At 58.5% G+C, this 15996-nt stretch carries 14 protein-coding genes; 12 read left to right on the top strand and 2 right to left on the bottom strand.

Annotated elements, in window-relative coordinates:
* The first annotated feature begins 58 nt into the window (after positions 1–58).
* Positions 59–1129, top strand: coding sequence for a lipid A deacylase LpxR family protein (locus ACFQY0_RS17385; protein WP_379715011.1), 1071 nt, complete (start codon positions 59–61; stop codon positions 1127–1129).
* On the opposite strand, the gene ACFQY0_RS17380 is transcribed toward ACFQY0_RS17385, so the two are convergent.
* On the bottom strand, positions 1118–2011 hold the full coding sequence (locus ACFQY0_RS17380) for an ADP-ribosylglycohydrolase family protein (RefSeq protein WP_379715009.1): 894 nt from the start codon (positions 2009–2011) through the stop codon (positions 1118–1120). The genes ACFQY0_RS17385 and ACFQY0_RS17380 overlap by 12 nt on opposite strands.
* A 114-nt stretch (positions 2012–2125) precedes the next feature.
* Between ACFQY0_RS17380 and ACFQY0_RS17375 the strand changes: the two genes are divergently transcribed.
* Positions 2126–2293: a hypothetical protein gene (locus tag ACFQY0_RS17375; protein WP_379715007.1), complete on the top strand. Its 168-nt coding sequence runs from the start codon at positions 2126–2128 to the stop codon at positions 2291–2293.
* Between the two features lie 69 nt (positions 2294–2362).
* Here ACFQY0_RS17375 and ACFQY0_RS17370 read toward each other — a convergent pair whose 3' ends face one another.
* Positions 2363–3256, bottom strand: coding sequence for a DUF6268 family outer membrane beta-barrel protein (locus tag ACFQY0_RS17370; RefSeq protein WP_379715005.1), 894 nt, complete (start codon positions 3254–3256; stop codon positions 2363–2365).
* 228 nt (positions 3257–3484) lie between these two features.
* Between ACFQY0_RS17370 and ACFQY0_RS17365 the strand changes: the two genes are divergently transcribed.
* The 10 genes from ACFQY0_RS17365 to ACFQY0_RS17320 all read left to right on the top strand — a co-directional run bounded on the left by ACFQY0_RS17365 (position 3485) and on the right by ACFQY0_RS17320 (position 15963).
* Complete coding sequence (locus ACFQY0_RS17365; protein ID WP_379715003.1) at positions 3485–4063, top strand: RbsD/FucU family protein; 579 nt, start codon at positions 3485–3487, stop codon at positions 4061–4063.
* A gap of 18 nt (positions 4064–4081) precedes the next feature.
* Positions 4082–4363 carry a ribonuclease III domain-containing protein gene (locus tag ACFQY0_RS17360; protein ID WP_379715001.1) on the top strand — a complete coding sequence of 94 codons (282 nt, stop codon included), beginning with the start codon at positions 4082–4084 and terminating at the stop codon, positions 4361–4363.
* A 15-nt stretch (positions 4364–4378) separates the two neighbouring features.
* Positions 4379–5902: a YiiX/YebB-like N1pC/P60 family cysteine hydrolase gene (locus ACFQY0_RS17355; protein WP_379714999.1), complete on the top strand. Its 1524-nt coding sequence runs from the start codon at positions 4379–4381 to the stop codon at positions 5900–5902.
* Positions 5903–6043: 141 nt separating this feature from the next.
* Positions 6044–7135, top strand: a complete 1092-nt coding sequence (gene murG / locus ACFQY0_RS17350; protein WP_379714997.1) for an undecaprenyldiphospho-muramoylpentapeptide beta-N-acetylglucosaminyltransferase — start codon at positions 6044–6046, stop codon at positions 7133–7135.
* 126 nt (positions 7136–7261) lie between these two features.
* Positions 7262–9562, top strand: coding sequence for a UDP-N-acetylmuramate--L-alanine ligase (gene murC / locus ACFQY0_RS17345; RefSeq protein ID WP_379714995.1), 2301 nt, complete (start codon positions 7262–7264; stop codon positions 9560–9562).
* A 2-nt stretch (positions 9563–9564) separates the two neighbouring features.
* Complete coding sequence (locus ACFQY0_RS17340; RefSeq protein WP_379714993.1) at positions 9565–10488, top strand: D-alanine--D-alanine ligase; 924 nt, start codon at positions 9565–9567, stop codon at positions 10486–10488.
* Positions 10489–10755: 267 nt separating this feature from the next.
* On the top strand, positions 10756–11769 hold the full coding sequence (locus ACFQY0_RS17335; RefSeq protein WP_379714991.1) for a cell division protein FtsQ/DivIB: 1014 nt from the start codon (positions 10756–10758) through the stop codon (positions 11767–11769).
* 32 nt (positions 11770–11801) lie between these two features.
* Positions 11802–13001 carry a cell division protein FtsA gene (gene ftsA / locus ACFQY0_RS17330; RefSeq protein ID WP_379714989.1) on the top strand — a complete coding sequence of 400 codons (1200 nt, stop codon included), beginning with the start codon at positions 11802–11804 and terminating at the stop codon, positions 12999–13001.
* 12 nt (positions 13002–13013) lie between these two features.
* On the top strand, positions 13014–14693 hold the full coding sequence (locus tag ACFQY0_RS17325) for a cell division protein FtsZ (protein ID WP_379714987.1): 1680 nt from the start codon (positions 13014–13016) through the stop codon (positions 14691–14693).
* A 193-nt stretch (positions 14694–14886) separates the two neighbouring features.
* A complete protein-coding gene (locus tag ACFQY0_RS17320; RefSeq protein ID WP_379714985.1) occupies positions 14887–15963 on the top strand; it encodes a response regulator transcription factor in 1077 nt (358 codons plus the stop codon).
* The last annotated feature ends 33 nt before the right edge of the window (positions 15964–15996 follow it).

The following is a 15996-nucleotide window of genomic DNA, read 5'->3' as shown; positions in this document are numbered from 1 at the left end:
GGAAGTCGGTCCGTCGGTTGCCACGGGCGAGGAAAGTATGTCAGTCTCAGTCCGCTCGATGAAACTCCGCCTGCTCTTTTCCTTCCTGATGGCATTGCCGGGCGATGCTTTGGCGAAGGAGGGTACGCAGGCACTCCCGTCGGACGACGAGCCGGGCTTCCTGACGTTCTATCTGGATAACGATCTCTTTGGGGGAAAGGATCAGGACTACACGAATGGGGCGCGGCTGTCGTGGATATCGGGAAATCGCAACATCGCCGAGTTAGGCCGCATCCAGCAACTGCTGCGGAAGATTTCGGGTGACCCGGAGAGCTTCAAGGCCTTTCAGTATCTGACAGGCTTTGAGGATCCGGACGAGATTCGCTACAATTACGGATTTTCCCTGACCCAGCAAATGTTCACGCCAGAGGATCCCTATTCCTACACGCAACCCCTCGGGGAGCGCCGCTATGCCGGCTGGCTTGGGCTGGGGTTCTCGCTCCACGTGAAGGACGAGCGGATTCTCAATTCGGTCGAGATGACTTTGGGGACGACGGGGGAAAATTCCTTCGCGGAGGAGACTCAGGACTTCGTGCACAGCGCGCAGGGCATTGCGAAATTCAATGGCTGGGACGACCAGATCCCCGGCGAGTTTACGGCGGATTTGAGCTTCATTCAGAAACGTCGCATCGACTTCGGTGACTTTGGTTTCAAAGGCATCCGCTTCGACGGCTTGAACGAATGGGGGGCAAGGCTGGGAAGTTTCCGCACCGAGGCGCAGGTGGGAGGCTTTTTCCGAGCGGGGTTCAATCTTCCGCCGGACTTCTCGGATCCGCGGGTCTCGACAACGGCTTACTCCCACCGCTACTTCAGGTCATCAGGGGACGTCGGGGGTGATTGGTCGATTTATGCCCTGTTTGGTTCTACGGTGCGTATCGTAGCTTATGATGCGACCATCGATGGTCCGATGTTTCGCGATTATGATACGGGAATCGATCGCGTCCCCCTGGTGGCGGAAGTGTTTTTCGGCGGCGGGATTCGCTATCGTGCGCTGGAGTTCAGCTACGTCCACACCTGGCGGACGGAGGAATACAAAACCCAGCGAGGCATCGCGAATTTTGGATCGGTGGCAGTGAGGCTACGCTTCTGACTGGCCGAGCGAGTCGAGGAGGGAGTCGATCTCTTCTCCGGCATTGAGATTCCTGAGCCACGATTCAGGAAAGGCGTCGAGGCCGTGCCTGGCTCCAAGAAGAAGGCCGAGCGGTAGTCCTCTAGCAGCGGAGTCGCCACCTAACAGAGCGTTGGTGGTGAGAGCCATGACGGGATCGTTCTCGAATGTGAGAGCGAGAGCCAGGGTGAGCGGGAGTGCTTGGCTGATGTTGCAGGCGAGTCCGATGCGTTTGGCGTTCTCTGTCAGGTCACCTTCGGCGGCCTGGCGGGCGTCGGCGAGCCAATCGATGGCCGCCAGGCTGTCGTAGGGATGGGAGGTCGCCTGGTCGAAGGCTTGGTCAAAAGTGGCGCCATCTCGAATGCCGACCGCGGCGCGGCTGAAAAATTCGGCGGCGTCGATGACCTGAGGGTCGCCATGGGTGATGGCGGTCTGGGCACGGGCGGCGTGGATCAGATCCTCGTGATCGAGCATGGCGAAAAGTGGGGCGATGCGAGAAGCGCCGGAGAGTTCGCTGGAGTCGGAGGGTTGATCGAGACCGGCCTGAAGGTTCTCCAGACTGCGTTTGCTTGCTCCATCGATGTAAGCATCGGTGGTTTCCGCCCATTGTTTCCAATCGGAGCGCCATGCGTCGATGGACCAGCCATTTTTCGCGATGGATCGGAGCAGCTCGAGTGCTTGGTCGCCGTAGTGAGTGAGGTCACCGGCGGATTTGCCGCTGTGGTAAGGGCTGCGCGGGCGATCGTATTCGCTGATGCCTTCCGGGTAGAGCATCTGGAGTTCTTCGGCGTCGTAAATCCAGTGCGGGCCGAGCGAAATGGAATCGGCAAAGAACGAAGGGAAGATCAGGTCTCGAGCGGTCATGAGGGAACCTTGCGAATCCCGGGGCAGGCACAAGCGATAATGCAGGATGTGATTTTTACCTCCCCAAGGATGCGGTAAGTCTTCAACCTGTGGCGCGACCCACTTTTCAACAACATGTCGATCCGCTCCGTTTTCCGCCTATTCGCCATCGCCATTTGCGCCTTTTCACTGAACGCCTGCCTCACGAAACGAACGGTGACAGTGGGCGGCCAAACGGTGGAGGAAGGTTATGTGGTCAAGCGTCCGATCAAGGAAGCCATTGAGAACACGACTTTCGAATAAGAGGCCATCAAACGGGCCATAAAAAAAGCCGGAGGGAATGCCTCCGGCTTTTTTCAGTGATGAGCTGGTTTACCAGCGGGCCACGCTCACGCCGAGGAAGCCGTAGACGCCGGATTCTGCATCTCCGAGTGTCGGGAAGATCTCGTTGCCACCGCGCGACTCCAGATTGAATTCGTTGGCGAATGTGAAGCCGGCCGCAGCTTCAAGCCAGACTTCACCGGTCACGTTGTAACGGTAGTAAAGGCCGGTGCGCCATGAGGAGTAATCGATTTGGGAGGAGAGGGTGTTGGCGTCGACGTTCCAGGTGCCGCCGTTATAAGCGACTTCGAGGCCGAGCTGATTGCGGTGATTGATGTCACGGCGGGCGACGAAGCGAGGTCCATAGTAGGTGACGAGCCAGTCTTCCGTTGGCGTCCAAACGAAACCAAGCCCGGGGTAAACGCTGGCATCATGGAACATGTCCGAAACGTAAACCCCGCCGCCGATGACGAAGCAGTCGTTCACCTGATAGCCACCGGCGATCGCAGCACCGAGGTAAAAGTCATCATCATCGACACTCTGAAAGTCGGACGAAATTGCCGGATTGATCCACGCACCATAGGTCCAGCGTGAGCTGTCATTGGTGTGATAGAAGACGAAGGGGACGCCAACGTGATAAAGGTTGCTTTCAAGGTCGTCACCAAAAGTCCCGATAAGCGGATTTCCTTCGAAATCGAACTCTGAGACTTTCAGGTCGAGGTAAGCGATGGCGTGCCAGTCGCCTCCGAGTGGCTTTGGCTGGGAAAGGAAGGCCATGAGGCTGAGTTCCGTGTAGTCGAACTCCGCAGGGGCGTTTTCGAGATCCATTCCCGAGGAGTAAGTGACTCGGGCGGTTAGGGCGTCGATGAATTGGGCGACATCGATGGCAGGAGCCGAGCTGACGAGTGCGAGCGCGGCGATGCCGGCAGAGATGGTGGATTTCATGGTGTCGGTGAACGTAGAGCGGTGTAATCCTCGCAGGGAAAGGAAGCAAAGCAAGCTCGATGGAGGGTTAGATGCGACGGCATCTGCTACGAAAAGCTGCAGTGGGAATCCCGATCTAGGCGATGACAGCTGAAAGGCCATGAAACTGGCGTCTTCTGAGTGGTTTAACGTGAATCGGTGCTCAGAGCCCGTTGACAGCGGGGGGATGGCGACTATTAAATCGCTGCGTTGCCGAATCTTCTCCATTGTCTGATCCTGATGCCGGTCGTGCTTCTGCTCTCGGCCTGTGAGGTGTCGAGCAAGGATGGCTGGAAGACGGCGGTGGAAATGCAGACGGCTCAGCTCGGCTACCGGAACTGGATCGTCATCGCCGAAGCATCATTTCCTGCCCACAGCCGACCTGGCACGCGGCAGATCAATGCCTATGAGCCGATTCCAGTGGTGCTCGATGAGGTTCTCCGGGTGCTGGAGCGGACTGAGCATGTCCGGCCGAGGATTTACACGCCGCGTGAGCTCCGATCAGTCGAGAATGACTTCGCCCCCGGTGTGGACGAGTACCGCACGGTGCTGGACGGAGCGCTGCACGGGCACGAAGTCACCGAGTTGGATCAGGATTCCCTGCTGACGCTGGTGCAGGATGCGCAAAAGAGTTTTGACGTGCTGGTGATTCGGACGACGACCGCATTGCCCTACAGCAGCGTCTTTCTCGAACTCCAGCCGGGCTACTGGGACGGCGAGTCCGAGCAGCGGCTGCGGGCAGATATGCAGCGGAAGCGCATGGAAAAACTGGCGTCGCCGACTCCCTGAGGGCAAGTTCCCGCCGCGATGACGAAGGACGAAATACGGGCGGAGCGTGAGAGCGCTTGGATTGGTGATGCGGTGCTGGCACTTTTTGCCAGAAACTGGGTGCTTCGTGAGCGTGGCTCGATGGATGGCGAGTGGTTCACGCGCCTGACGTCGAACGACTTCCTGAGCGCCTTCGGCAATCCGACACGGGTGGAAGCAAAGATCGGCGCGATCTATAAGAAGGATGGCATCGACGCGGCCTTCGCCTGGATGGACGACGAGTTGGTGCCGCTTTTCCGCAAGCAGATGGCGAAGCGTTGATTTCCGAGCAATGGAATGAGAGGCGTCGCGTTACTTGGACTTGTCGGTGTGGCGATGATTTCGCTTCAAGCGGGATGTCTGTCGACAAGCTCAGATGCGGTCAGTCCTCACAAGTTCACGAGCGTGGCGCAGGTGCGCGCTGCGCTGAAGTTCGGACCCGCAAAGCTCAAGAGCGTATCGTCTCAATTGGCCCTGGTTCGCCGCGAGTTTGAGGAATTTTCCCAAGAGAAAAAGTCGGGATGGACGGCGCGGGGTTACATGAATGCGCGCGAGAGCGAGCGGATGGAGTTCATGCTGTTCCGCTTTGTGTCGGCGCAGGATGTGCTTTCGGACATGGTGGGTTCATTGGGGGGAAAGCATTCGGAGCCGCTTTTTCCTGATAAGTCGACAAGCGCGGCGGCGCATGTGTTGGTAACGGACGCGCAGTTCCTGCTCGTTCACCACCGTGCGGAACTGGTTGCGCAATTTGCCAGTGATCCGGTGGCGATCGCCAAATTGAATGAGGCATTCTATCGCTTCGAGATTCCCAAGGGAAGCTACCGGAAAATGCACCTGAGCGTGACCAAACCGGATGTTCCGCGGCGACTTCAGGCCGCCTGGGATCTATTCGAGCAAGAGACGACGAGTGATGGGGGATCGCTTGTCGGGAATTTGCAAGTTATTGATCAGGAGTATTCTGCATTGGTGGGGCGTGTGCCCGAGGATCGCCAAAGAGCGATGGCGTCGCTTGCCAAAGTGCAAGGCAAGCGACTCTCAGAGGACCTCGATCATAGCGAAGCTGCCGCCCTCGCGCGTGCCACGGAAGGCGAAGCGAGTGATGTGGCCTACGAGGCTCGCAAACTGCTTTTCAAGAACGTCAGCCGGATCAAGAACCCGGCGGTCAAGGTGATCACTTTTTCCGACGAGCAGCATGCCCAGGTGAAGCGCTTGCTGCAACCGGGTGATATCATTTTGACCTACACGGCCGGTTATATGAGTGATGTCTTCATTCCGGGCAGCTTCAAGCACGGCATCACTTACATCGGCAGTCCGGCCCAGCGAAAAGCGGTGGGATTGAATGGGGCGAGATACAATCAGGCGACTCTATCAAATGGCAGGGATGTCGATGTCATTGAGGCGGTGGCGGAGGGGGTGATCTTCAATAACCTCGGCTATCTGATGGATACCCATGTGAACCGAATGGCGGTTCTGAGGCCAAAGCTGAGCGAGCGGGATCGAGTGGCTTTCCTGGCCGAGGTTTTCTCGTATCACGGCGATGCCTATGACTTCCTCTTCGACTTCGCCGATGCTTCGAAGCAGGTTTGCACCGAGGTGATCTGGCGTGGGATCAATGGCCGCGAGGGGATCGACATGGCGCTGACCAAGCGCGGCGGTCATCCGACGCTGAGCGCTGATGATCTGGTGAATTACCATTTCGATAGCGGTGGAAAGCACTTCGAGTTCGTGCTTTTCGCGGAGACGGCGGGATCGGATCGGCGGGCCGTGATCCACACCGGATCGCAGGGCGAGGAAAGGCTCCGCCTGCAAATGAAGAAATGAGCCTCGCCCCGGTTCTCGAGATTAAGGCCGGAAAAACCCGTGGTTTTGGGGTTTTGGGTATTGCTTGATAATTAAGAAATGTTGCATGTTTCGAGCAGATCTTGACGCAAAAAGTGTCGTCGAGGCGACCGGACAAGACTCATGGAATCAAATGGCGGGCAATCAGGGTTGGTGATCGCTTGCGGCGGCACGGGAGGACACCTCTTCCCCGGGCTTGCCGTGGCGGAGGCATGGACGCGGCGCGGCGGCAAGGTGGTCCTGCTCGTTTCCGAAAAGAAGATCGATCAGGAGGCATCGCGGAAGTATTCGCAGTATCGATTTGAGACGATTCCGGCGGCGGCGAAGCCCCCGACCCTTTCACCGAAGATGCTGCCGTTCCTCTGGGATCTCTGGCGGACAATTGGGAAATGCCGGGGGATCGTGAAGGATTTTCAGGCCGATGCGGTGCTGGGGATGGGCGGCTTTACCTCGCTGCCTCCGGTCTATGCGGCGAAGCAGTTGGGCGTGCCGGGTTTTGTGCATGATTCGAATGCGCTGCCTGGAAAGGCAAATCGCCTGACGGCGCGCTGGTGCCGCGAGGTGTTCATCGGGCTGGAAGCGGCGCGTGAATATTTTCCGGGATCGGAGTGCGTGCTGACCGGCACGCCGGTGCGCGAAGAGTTGAAGAATCTGCCGAGCCGGACGGAGGCTGCGGCGAAGCTCGGTCTGGATCCCGCGAAGCCGACGCTGCTCGTGATGGGCGGAAGCCAGGGAGCGAGAAAGCTGAATTCAATCGTCGCGGAGGCGGCCTTCGCGGATGGACTTCAGGTGCTTCACATTGCCGGCCCCGGTGATGAACAGCGCGTGATCGATCAAGCGGGTCGGCGCGAGGGCTACAAGGTGCTCGGGTTTTGCGACGACATGCCATCAGCCTATGCGGTAAGCGATGCGGTGGTCGCGCGGGCGGGTGCTTCGAGCATGACCGAGCTGGCCTATCTCGGGCTGCCCTCGATTCTGGTGCCCTTTCCCTTCGCGGCGGATGACCATCAGACTTTCAATGCCAAGGTCTTTGCCGAGGCGGGTGCCGCATTCCTCGAGCAGGAATCCGGATTGAGTTCAGCAAAGCTCGCGACTTTGGTGGCGGAAATGCTGGAGCCTGCGAAACGGTCATCGATGGTGGCGGCTCTTGAAAAACTCGCGGTGAAGGACGCGGCGGAGCGGGTTTGCGATGCGATTTTGAAAACTCTAAAATGAACCACGGAATACACCGAATACACGGAAAAGGAGTCGGCTACGCCGAAGCTTTGGAGATGAATGTTTCCAAGTTTCAAGCCTTCCGTGTGTTTCGTGTATTCCGTGGTTTGATTGCTGAATCTTGAAATGAACGAACTTTCCCAACGTCTGACAAATCTCTCGAAGCCGCTGCGAATCCATCTCGTGGGAGTGGCGGGCTCGGGCATGAGTGGTTTGGCGCTGTTGCTGATGGGCATGGGGCATCGGGTCAGCGGATCGGACAAGGTGACGAGTTCGGAAACCGAACGTCTTCAAAAGCTCGGCCTGCGCTTCTCTTCGCCGCATACGGCAGAGGCGGTCGATGGCGCGGATGCGGTCGTTTACTCTTCGGCAATTCGCCCGGACAACGCGGCCCTCAGCGCGGCTCGCGAGCAGGGAATTCGCCTGGTGCGACGTGCGGAGTGCCTGGCGGCCATTCTCAATACCAAGAAGGGCATCGTGGTTTCCGGCACTCACGGGAAAACTACTACTTCGGCAATGGTCGCGCACGGCCTAAGGGAGGCCGGACTGCATCCGAGCCACTACGTCGGCGCCGAGATCCCGGTGCTGGGTCAGAATGCCCGCTGGTCCGACGAGGGCGAGTGGATGGTGGCGGAAGGAGATGAAAGCGATGGCACGCTGGCACTTTACAACACAGCTTGTTCGATCGTGCTCAACATCGAAGCCGAACACCTCGATCACTATCGCGATCTCGATGAGATCAAGGCGGTTTTCCGCACGCTGCTTTCGCAAACCAGGGGACCGGTGGTCTACTGTGGTGAAGACGAAGGCGCGCGCTCGGTTTGTGCGGAGCACGAGGGAGCGGTCAGCTACGGCTGGTCGAATTCGGACTACACCGCCAAGGAGATCCGCGAGCTTCGCGGTGCTACGGCATTTGCCGTATTTCGCGGTGAGGAGCGACTCGGAGAAGTGGAACTCGGCATCCCCGGCCGCCACAATGTGCTGAATGCGCTGGCAGCGATCGCGACCTGCGACAAACTTGGTGCGGACTTCATTCTGGTTTCCAGGGCATTGAACACCTTTGCCGGAGCCCGTCGACGTTTTGAAACGAAGTTCCTCTCGAAAAAGCTGCGGATCGTCGATGACTACGGTCACCACCCGACGGAAATCGCGGCAACGATTCAGACCGCGCGCCAGTTGAAATCCGGCCGGGTAGTGGTGCTGTTCCAGCCGCATCGTTTCACACGGACTCAGGCTCTGGCTGACGATTTCGGCCGGGTACTCGCGGAGGCGGACGAGGTTTTCGTGACGGATGTTTATCCGGCGAGCGAGCAGCCGATTCCGGGAATCAGTGGGCAGACCATTGTCGATGCGGTGAAAAAGCACGGTGGCAGCCTGGTGACCTCGGTTCCGGATATTGCCACAGCCCATCACAAGGTCGGCAATGCCCTCGATGAAGGGGATCTATTGATCACGCTGGGAGCTGGAAACATTCATGAGCCGGGAACGCGAATTGCTCGCGACCAAAAGGTGCTGGAGGGAATTGTCGGATCGCAATCGAGCGATGAAGTCTCCGCGAAGCTCTACGAACCGATGCGGCGTCACACGACCATGTTGGTCGGCGGGCCGGCGCAATTCTGGATTGAGCCGCATACTTTCAAGGCGTTTGCCGAAGCGGTGGACTACTGTCGCGAGCGCGGCATCGCGGTGCGGGTGGTCGGGCGTGGATCGAATCTGCTGGTGCGCGATGGCGGCATCCGCGGTGCGGTGATTCATCCGAGCGGTGGCGAATTTGGTGAATGCCATGTCAACGACGATGGCCACGTGGTCGCGGGCGCGGGAGTTCGTCTGAAGAAGCTCGCGAGTGTGGCGCAGGCGGCAGAAATCGGCGGCTTCGAGTGGATGGAGGGCATTCCCGGAAATGTCGGCGGAGCGCTGCGCATGAACGCGGGTGCGATGGGCACCGAGACTTTCGATCAGGTCGTGAGTGTCACTTTTCTCGACGAGGACGGCGAGATCCGCACGCGGAGTCGCGAAGAGATTACTGCCGAGTATCGCAACGTGCAGGAACTGCGAAGGAACTTCGCGCTGCAGGCGGTTTTCAAAGGCGAGAAGGATACGCCGGAGAATATCAAGTCACGTTGGGACGAGTCGCGGGCGAAGCGCCGGGGGAGCCAGCCGATTGCGGCGAGCGCGGGTTGTGTGTTCAAGAATCCGGGCGAGACGCCGGCCGGCATGCTGGTCGATCAACTCGGTCTGAAAGGCTGCGAAGAGGGCAAGGCGGGTGTCTCCGATGTGCACGGAAATTTCATCGTCAATCGCGGCGGCGCGGTGGCGGGCGACGTGTTGAGGCTGATCGAACGGATCAAGTCGAAAGCGCGTGGCGAACGAAACATCGAACTGGAGACCGAGGTGAAAATCATCGGTGAAGACGAGTATTCTTTCTAATCATGTTGCCAGAAAATCTTAAGATCGCGGTTTTGATGGGTGGGCCCGGCTCGGAGCGGGAGGTGTCGCTGGCGTCCGGCAAGGCGGTGCTCCAGGCGCTTGTCGCCGCGGGCCTGGATGCGGAAGGCGTGGATGTGATGGGGGCTGACTTTGTGTTGCCGGAAGGCACGGGGCTGGCATTCAACGTCATCCACGGCACCTTCGGGGAGGACGGTCAGTTGCAGTCGATTCTTGAAGAACGTGGCATCCCCTACACGGGTGCGGGATCGCAAAGCAGCGCGGTGGCCTTCGATAAGAACCTGGCGAAGGCGAAGTTTCTGGCTGCCAAGGTGCCGACACCGGCGTCCGAAATCATCGATGTCTCAGGCGGCGTGAAGATGCCACAGATGGCCTTGCCCTACGTGGTGAAAGCGCCGTGTCAGGGATCGAGCGTGGGCGTGCACATCGTGAAAGATCCGTCGGCGGCGGAGACGGCGATGGAAGATGCGGCAAAGTATGGAAACGAGATTTTGGTCGAACAGTTCGTTAAAGGTCGTGAGCTGACCGTGGCCGTGGTCGATGATGTCGCGATGCCGGTGGTCGAGATCGTGCCGCCGGATGGCGTCTACGACATGGCGAGCAAGTACCCTTGGCTGAGTGGCGCGAAAGGGAGTCAGTATTTTTGTCCGGCGGCGCTGGATGAGGCGACGACCCAGGCGGTGCAGGATGCGGCCTTGGCGGCGCACCGTTCGCTGGGCGTGGAGGTTTATTCGCGGGTTGATGTGTTGCTGGATGACGAAGGGAATCCCTTTGTTTTGGAAGCGAACACGATTCCCGGCATGACCGAGACCAGCCTGTTGCCGAAAAGCGCGGCCGCGAGCGGCATGGATTTCACCACGCTTTGCATCAAGATCGCGGAATTGAGTTTGGGATTAGGGAAGAGATGACGGAAAGAGTGACATCGTCTGCTGATCATGGATCGCCCCTTCAGGGTTCCTACTTCTTTGGAGCTGGGGACCTGGGGCCTTGCCCTAGGTTGGTAGGGGGCATCCCTTCGGGGCTGAAGAATTTCTTGTCCTTGGGGCTTCCGAACTCCGGTGATCCCTCATCTTCCATCCACCATCTTCCATCTCTTTCTCCCAACGTGATCCGCACGTGGGGTGCGCTTGTTGAAACCCTCACCCTTGCGGCACGTGGGCGTGCCATCTCCTGTCATGTTTAGACGAAAGACATCCAAGGTGAAGAACCGCCATCAGGTGAAGATCCTGAAAGCGAATGTGATGTCGCCGAGAATCTTCTGGTTCGATGTGCGGCACGCCTTTGCGATGCTCTTCAAGATGGTCTTCTGGATGGCCCTGCTCGGGGTGGGTTGTTGGGGGCTCTGGATGGGCGTGGAGAAGGGCTTGCTGGAGAATCCCGAGTTCAAGCTTCAGCGAATCGAGCTTTCGGACAATCCGGCGATCGATGAAATCCGTTTGTTGAATGTCACCGGGATTGACCCGACCGGCAGTCTGTTTGACTGCGACGCCGGACAGATCGAGGAGAGTCTCCGGGCACTGCCGGAGGTCTCGGCTGCGACGGTGAGGCGCGAGTATCCGGGGACCTTGCTGGTCGATGTGAGCATTCGCGAACCGATGCTTTGGGTGGCGAGCGAGTCGCAGGGGATCCGCTCGCGGGATCTCAAAACCGGCTTGGTGGTGGATCAATCCCTCACGGCATTTCCCTGTCCGCGAGGAAAGTATGAGGAGGCCTTGGCTCTGCCGGTCATCGAGTTGCGCGAGGGTGGCACGCCGCTCAAGGCTGGAATGAAAGTGGATCACCCGGATTTTGTCAGGGGGATGAGACTCTACTCGGCGGCGGGTTCCTTTTCTCCGGATGCGAACGAATGGATCGATACCATTTGGCAGCACAAGTCGTGGGCGAGTCGGATGACGACCCGCGAAGGGGCTGAAGTGACCTTCGGTCATGATAATTTGAAGCGCCAGATGGGTGATTTGCTTGCAGCGGTGCAGCACGCGAATGAAAAGGGCGCGCGCATTGCGACCATCACCTTGATCGGCACCCGGAACCTCCCCGTCACCTATGCGGAACCTCCGGCACCCAAGGCGATCTTCGTCGAACCTGCACCAGAAGCCCGAATCACCGAAGAATCCACCCCGTCTCCATCCGAACCCGTGAAAGTAAGTCCTGCGATCGACCGCGATCTCAACCGGCTGCTTGAACGCTGACCCCTCAAATTTCCTCAAGGCATCCTATCACCATGGCTCGCACCAAAATCCACGTCGGACTCGAAATCGGAACCAGCAAAATCTGCATGGTGGTCGGTGAAGTGAAGTCGGACGGCTCCGTTAAGATTCTCGGAGTCGGACAGAGTAAGTCAGTGGGGGTGCGCAAGGGTGAGATCTATGATTTCCCGCAAGTGCGCGCCTGCGTGAAGGACGCACTCGTCAAGGCGGAGGATGCGAGTGATGTGGAAGTCGGTTCCGTCTTTCTCGCGGTCACGGGTGCCCACATTCAGGGCGTCAACAACCGCGGCAGCTTTCGCTTGCCCGATGGCGAGGAGTCGATCGAGCAAGAGCACGTGAACGAAGCAAAGGAAATTGCCCGTTCGGTGGCCATTCCCCAGGACCACGTTTACTTGCACCACATCATCCGCCGCTTCGGCGTCGATGGTTATGAACACGCCAGCAGTCCGATCGGGCTTTCGGGAAAGACCGTCGACTCTGATTTTCATGTGGTTCACGGGATCCGCTCGCGGATTGAAAACCAGATCAAGTGCGTGCGCGAGATGCCACTGGATGTGGATGACCTGGTGTTCTCGCCCATCGCCACGGCGCAAGTCGCCTTGGATCGTGAAGCGCGTGAGCGGGGTGCTCTGGTGATCGATATCGGTGGCGGCACGACCGACTACGCGCTCTACCTGGATGGCGTGATCGAAGCGACCGGCTGCATTCCTGTCGGCGGTGATCACATTACCAACGACATTCACCTCGTCACGGGTCTGCCCTTTTCCAAAGCGGAGATCCTCAAGGTGCGCGAAGGCGATGCTTCCGGCGACCCGGCGCGCTCGGTGGGCACGGCGAAGGTGGTGGATGAGAAAGGATTTTCCGATGCGGAAGTGAAACGTCAGTTGCTGAACGACATCATTCGTCAGCGACTTGAGGAGACCATGGGTCTATTGCTCAGCCGTCTGCCGGCGGGGGCCATGGAGCAGGTGGGGACCGGCGTTTTTCTCGCCGGGGGCACGAGCCTGATGCGTGGTTTTGGCGAGCTGGCGCACGAGGTTTTCGGCCGCGACATCTACCGCCCCGAGCCACCGGAACTGAGTGGCGTGCAGGCAAGTTTCAAGGACCCCCAATTTACCACAGCCCTCGGGCTGATCCGTTATGCCCAGATCGTCGAAAGCGAGCGCGCACCGAAGCGCGGCCTGCTGGGTCGACTGTGGCCGTTTAGCCGTTGACCGAAGATTATCATGATTGAATTCCCACAAGACTCACAGAACACCATTCCCACTTCCTCGGTGAAAATCGTGGGACTTGGCGGTGCCGGTGCAAACATGCTCGATCGAGTTGCCCTTGATGGCCTCGATGGGGCTGAACTGCTGGCACTCAATACCGACATCCGCACGCTATCCGGTTCGGTGGCGGGGGAGCGTATCCAGCTCGGCCGCAATCTAACAAAGGGCCTCGGCACGGGTGGTGATCCGGATCTGGGCAACCAAGCGGTGCTGGAGGCGGAAGATGAACTCCGTGCGGCACTCAAGGGCCGGAAGATTGTTTTCATCTGCGTGGGACTCGGTGGCGGTACCGGATCCGGTGCGGCACCGATCGTCGCGCGGGTTGCCCGTGAGGAGGGAGCGTTTGTGGTGATGTTTGCGACGATGCCTTTCGTGTTCGAAGGTCGTCGCCGTCGTGAACAGGCGGAGACAGCCCTCAACGAATTGGCGGTTCTCTCGAATGCTCTGGTGACGTTCGACAACAGCCGTATGGGCGAGTTGGTGCTGGCGAAGCAGGGCATTCACGAGGCATTTGCCGCCGCAGACCGGATGATTTCGGAGAGCATCAAGGCAGTGATCCGCCTGGTGGTGCGCCCGGGACTGATCAATATCGGTCTGGATGATCTGATGAGCGCGCTGCGGACGACTCGTTCGCGCTGCCTGTTTGGTTCGGGCATCGCTCGTGGCAAGGATAGGGCTCAGAAGGCTTTGCGCAATGCGCTTTCGAGTCCCTTACTGGATGAAGGGGCGCTCTTGGAGGATGCCGAAACGGTGTTGGTCCACCTCTGTGGCGGTGAGGATTTGACGCTGTTTGAGATCGAGCTGCTGATGGAAAGCCTGAGCAAGTTCGTGCCGAAGAAGGCGCATGTGCTGTTCGGCGCGGCGATCGATCCGAGCATGAATGATCAATTGAGCATCACGCTGGTGAGCTCCTTGCCAGAAGAACGGCTTCGTCAGGTCCAGCCGAGAGGTGAAGCCGGTGCGGCCATCGCTCCCACTTCGACACTTGAACCGAGCGTGGGCTTCGACGCCGAGCCTGAAACCGAGCCAGAACCCGATGTCGTGGAGGCGGTCGAAGAGCAGGCACCTGAGCCGGAACCCGAGAGAATTTCGATCAAGGCTCCCGAGGTTGACGATGACTCCTGGCTCCAATCGGCTGACAAAGAGGCATCCGAGACGCCGCTGGAAAAGCCCGAGGAAAAGAAGGAGCCGAGCGATGAAAAAGAGACGGAGTTCTTTGCTGAACCAGAACTCGAGGAAGACGAGGAAACGGAAGGTATCGATTCGGACAAGGACGTGACCGAGCCCGATGAACCTCCATTCGCCGAATCGGACGAGGAAGCCAAGGAAACGAAATCGCACATTCCCGAGCTGAATAAAGTGGAGGCAGCCAAGCGCAAACCTGGTGAGACCAAGACCAGCAGCGAGGATGTTTTCGAGTCCTCACTCGATGACGCCGATGAGAAGGCCGGCAACAAGCCCGATGAGAAATCGGACGAAAAGTCCGACGAGAAACCTGTCCGGAAGCCCGGCGACCCTCAGGCTGAACTCAGCTTTGAAGGCGGGCCGAGAGGCCGGTTTGAAGGAGCCAGCCCGAGCGTCTTCGAAGGCGAAGACCTCGATGTTCCAGCATTCCTGAGGAAAAAGAAAAAATAACCAGAGTCCTGCCGGGAAGGCCGATGGCCCCGGAGCTCGCCCTCATCGGGCGACCTCTGGGGCGTTTGTAACCCAGCACGCCTGATTACTGGAATTTCATCGAATCTGGCTTCTAGTCGGTTGTTTCCGACAAAGCTTGTTGCCTCCTACGGGGATATACGCAAGTGTCACGACGCCGTCCACCCTACTCATCATGCTAGGAAAATCCTATTTTTCACTCGTTCAAGCTCTCCACGAAAGTCGTTCTTTCAGTGAAGTCGCGCATTTGTTAACGACTCAGCTTCCTCAGCAGTTTGAAGACGATCACCCGACGATCGCGCTGATGGGTGAGGGTCCGGTGCTGCTTGATATTCTGGGTAATGGGAAAAATGCCGAAGTCGCCCGAAATGAATTTGATCGGGTGGCTTGTCAGCTGCCGAAACACCCGCTGTTAGGAAGTGTCGACTTTGGGAATCCGGGCAATCTGGGATTTGCGGCGAGCGACTACCTTGAACCTGGCGAGTATTTGCAATCGGATTTCAATCAGGGTCTGCCCGAGGAAATGCAGGCGAATGATTGTCTGGCTGGTCGCTTGTCGGTCGCTTGGAATCGGATCACGCTACTTTTGGTATGCCGGAACGATGGGGTTTTCGGTAAGGACGAACGCCAGGTTTTTGATGCCGTTCTCTTTACGGCGAGAGCCGTGGTCGAACGGATCAGCAGCCAGAGCGTCGAAGCCCAGTTCAGGAAATTTCTTTTGAGTGCCAGTGCGGGGGCTCCCATTTCGCTATTCTCCCTGGCTCCGTCGCGGGAGTTGCTCCCGATGAATTTCCAATCGCTTCGCCAGGCTGAGAACTGGTGGGGGGTGGACGAGGCTTATCACATGTTGAGCGATGAGGTCTACGCCATGATCAGGGCGAAGATGGAAGAGGCGTGGGACGATCCGGTGGTGGCGAGCTTCAGGAGCCTTGAGGTGGATCTCGGTGGGGGATTGATGAAGGTCTTCGCGCTGCCGAAGAGTGATGGCGAAATCTTCATCGCGGCTCCGGTTCCTGGAAGTAGCGGGGAAAGCTCGGACGATGCCGTCAATGCGGTGCTGACGAAGCGCCAGAAAGAAATCATGGATTGGATTGCCGAAGGGAAGACCAGTGCCGAGGCTGCCATCATTCTGGATATCAGTCCACGCACGGTCGAAAAACATCTCGAAGCGGTGTTTCAGCGTCTCGGAGTCGAGAACCGCATTGCGGCTGTCAGGCGGTTTCTCGATCTCAAGGCCGGACACACGATCTAGTGCAGAGGTCAGATGCCGCGGCTGACCCTTGAT

This window comes from Haloferula chungangensis, assembly GCF_042664875.1.
Taxonomy (GTDB): domain Bacteria; phylum Verrucomicrobiota; class Verrucomicrobiia; order Verrucomicrobiales; family Akkermansiaceae; genus Haloferula; species Haloferula chungangensis.
Note: the sequence above shows the minus strand (reverse complement) of the source record. Positions and strands in the feature narration are given on the sequence as shown.

Excerpts from the sequence above, each read along its gene's own strand:
- murC (WP_379714995.1), top strand. The coding sequence starts at position 7,262 with ATGAACGAACTTTCCCAACGTCTGACAAATCTCTCGAAGCCGCTGCGA.
- ACFQY0_RS17370 (WP_379715005.1), bottom strand. The coding sequence starts at position 3,256 with ATGAAATCCACCATCTCTGCCGGCATCGCCGCGCTCGCACTCGTCAGC.
- ACFQY0_RS17325 (WP_379714987.1), top strand. The coding sequence starts at position 13,014 with ATGATTGAATTCCCACAAGACTCACAGAACACCATTCCCACTTCCTCG.
- ACFQY0_RS17355 (WP_379714999.1), top strand. The coding sequence starts at position 4,379 with ATGAGAGGCGTCGCGTTACTTGGACTTGTCGGTGTGGCGATGATTTCG.
- ACFQY0_RS17360 (WP_379715001.1), top strand. The coding sequence starts at position 4,082 with ATGACGAAGGACGAAATACGGGCGGAGCGTGAGAGCGCTTGGATTGGT.
- ACFQY0_RS17380 (WP_379715009.1), bottom strand. The coding sequence starts at position 2,011 with ATGACCGCTCGAGACCTGATCTTCCCTTCGTTCTTTGCCGATTCCATT.
- ACFQY0_RS17320 (WP_379714985.1), top strand. The coding sequence starts at position 14,887 with ATGCTAGGAAAATCCTATTTTTCACTCGTTCAAGCTCTCCACGAAAGT.
- ACFQY0_RS17335 (WP_379714991.1), top strand. The coding sequence starts at position 10,756 with ATGTTTAGACGAAAGACATCCAAGGTGAAGAACCGCCATCAGGTGAAG.
- ACFQY0_RS17340 (WP_379714993.1), top strand. The coding sequence starts at position 9,565 with ATGTTGCCAGAAAATCTTAAGATCGCGGTTTTGATGGGTGGGCCCGGC.
- murG (WP_379714997.1), top strand. The coding sequence starts at position 6,044 with ATGGAATCAAATGGCGGGCAATCAGGGTTGGTGATCGCTTGCGGCGGC.
- ACFQY0_RS17385 (WP_379715011.1), top strand. The coding sequence starts at position 59 with ATGAAACTCCGCCTGCTCTTTTCCTTCCTGATGGCATTGCCGGGCGAT.
- ACFQY0_RS17375 (WP_379715007.1), top strand. The coding sequence starts at position 2,126 with ATGTCGATCCGCTCCGTTTTCCGCCTATTCGCCATCGCCATTTGCGCC.
- ftsA (WP_379714989.1), top strand. The coding sequence starts at position 11,802 with ATGGCTCGCACCAAAATCCACGTCGGACTCGAAATCGGAACCAGCAAA.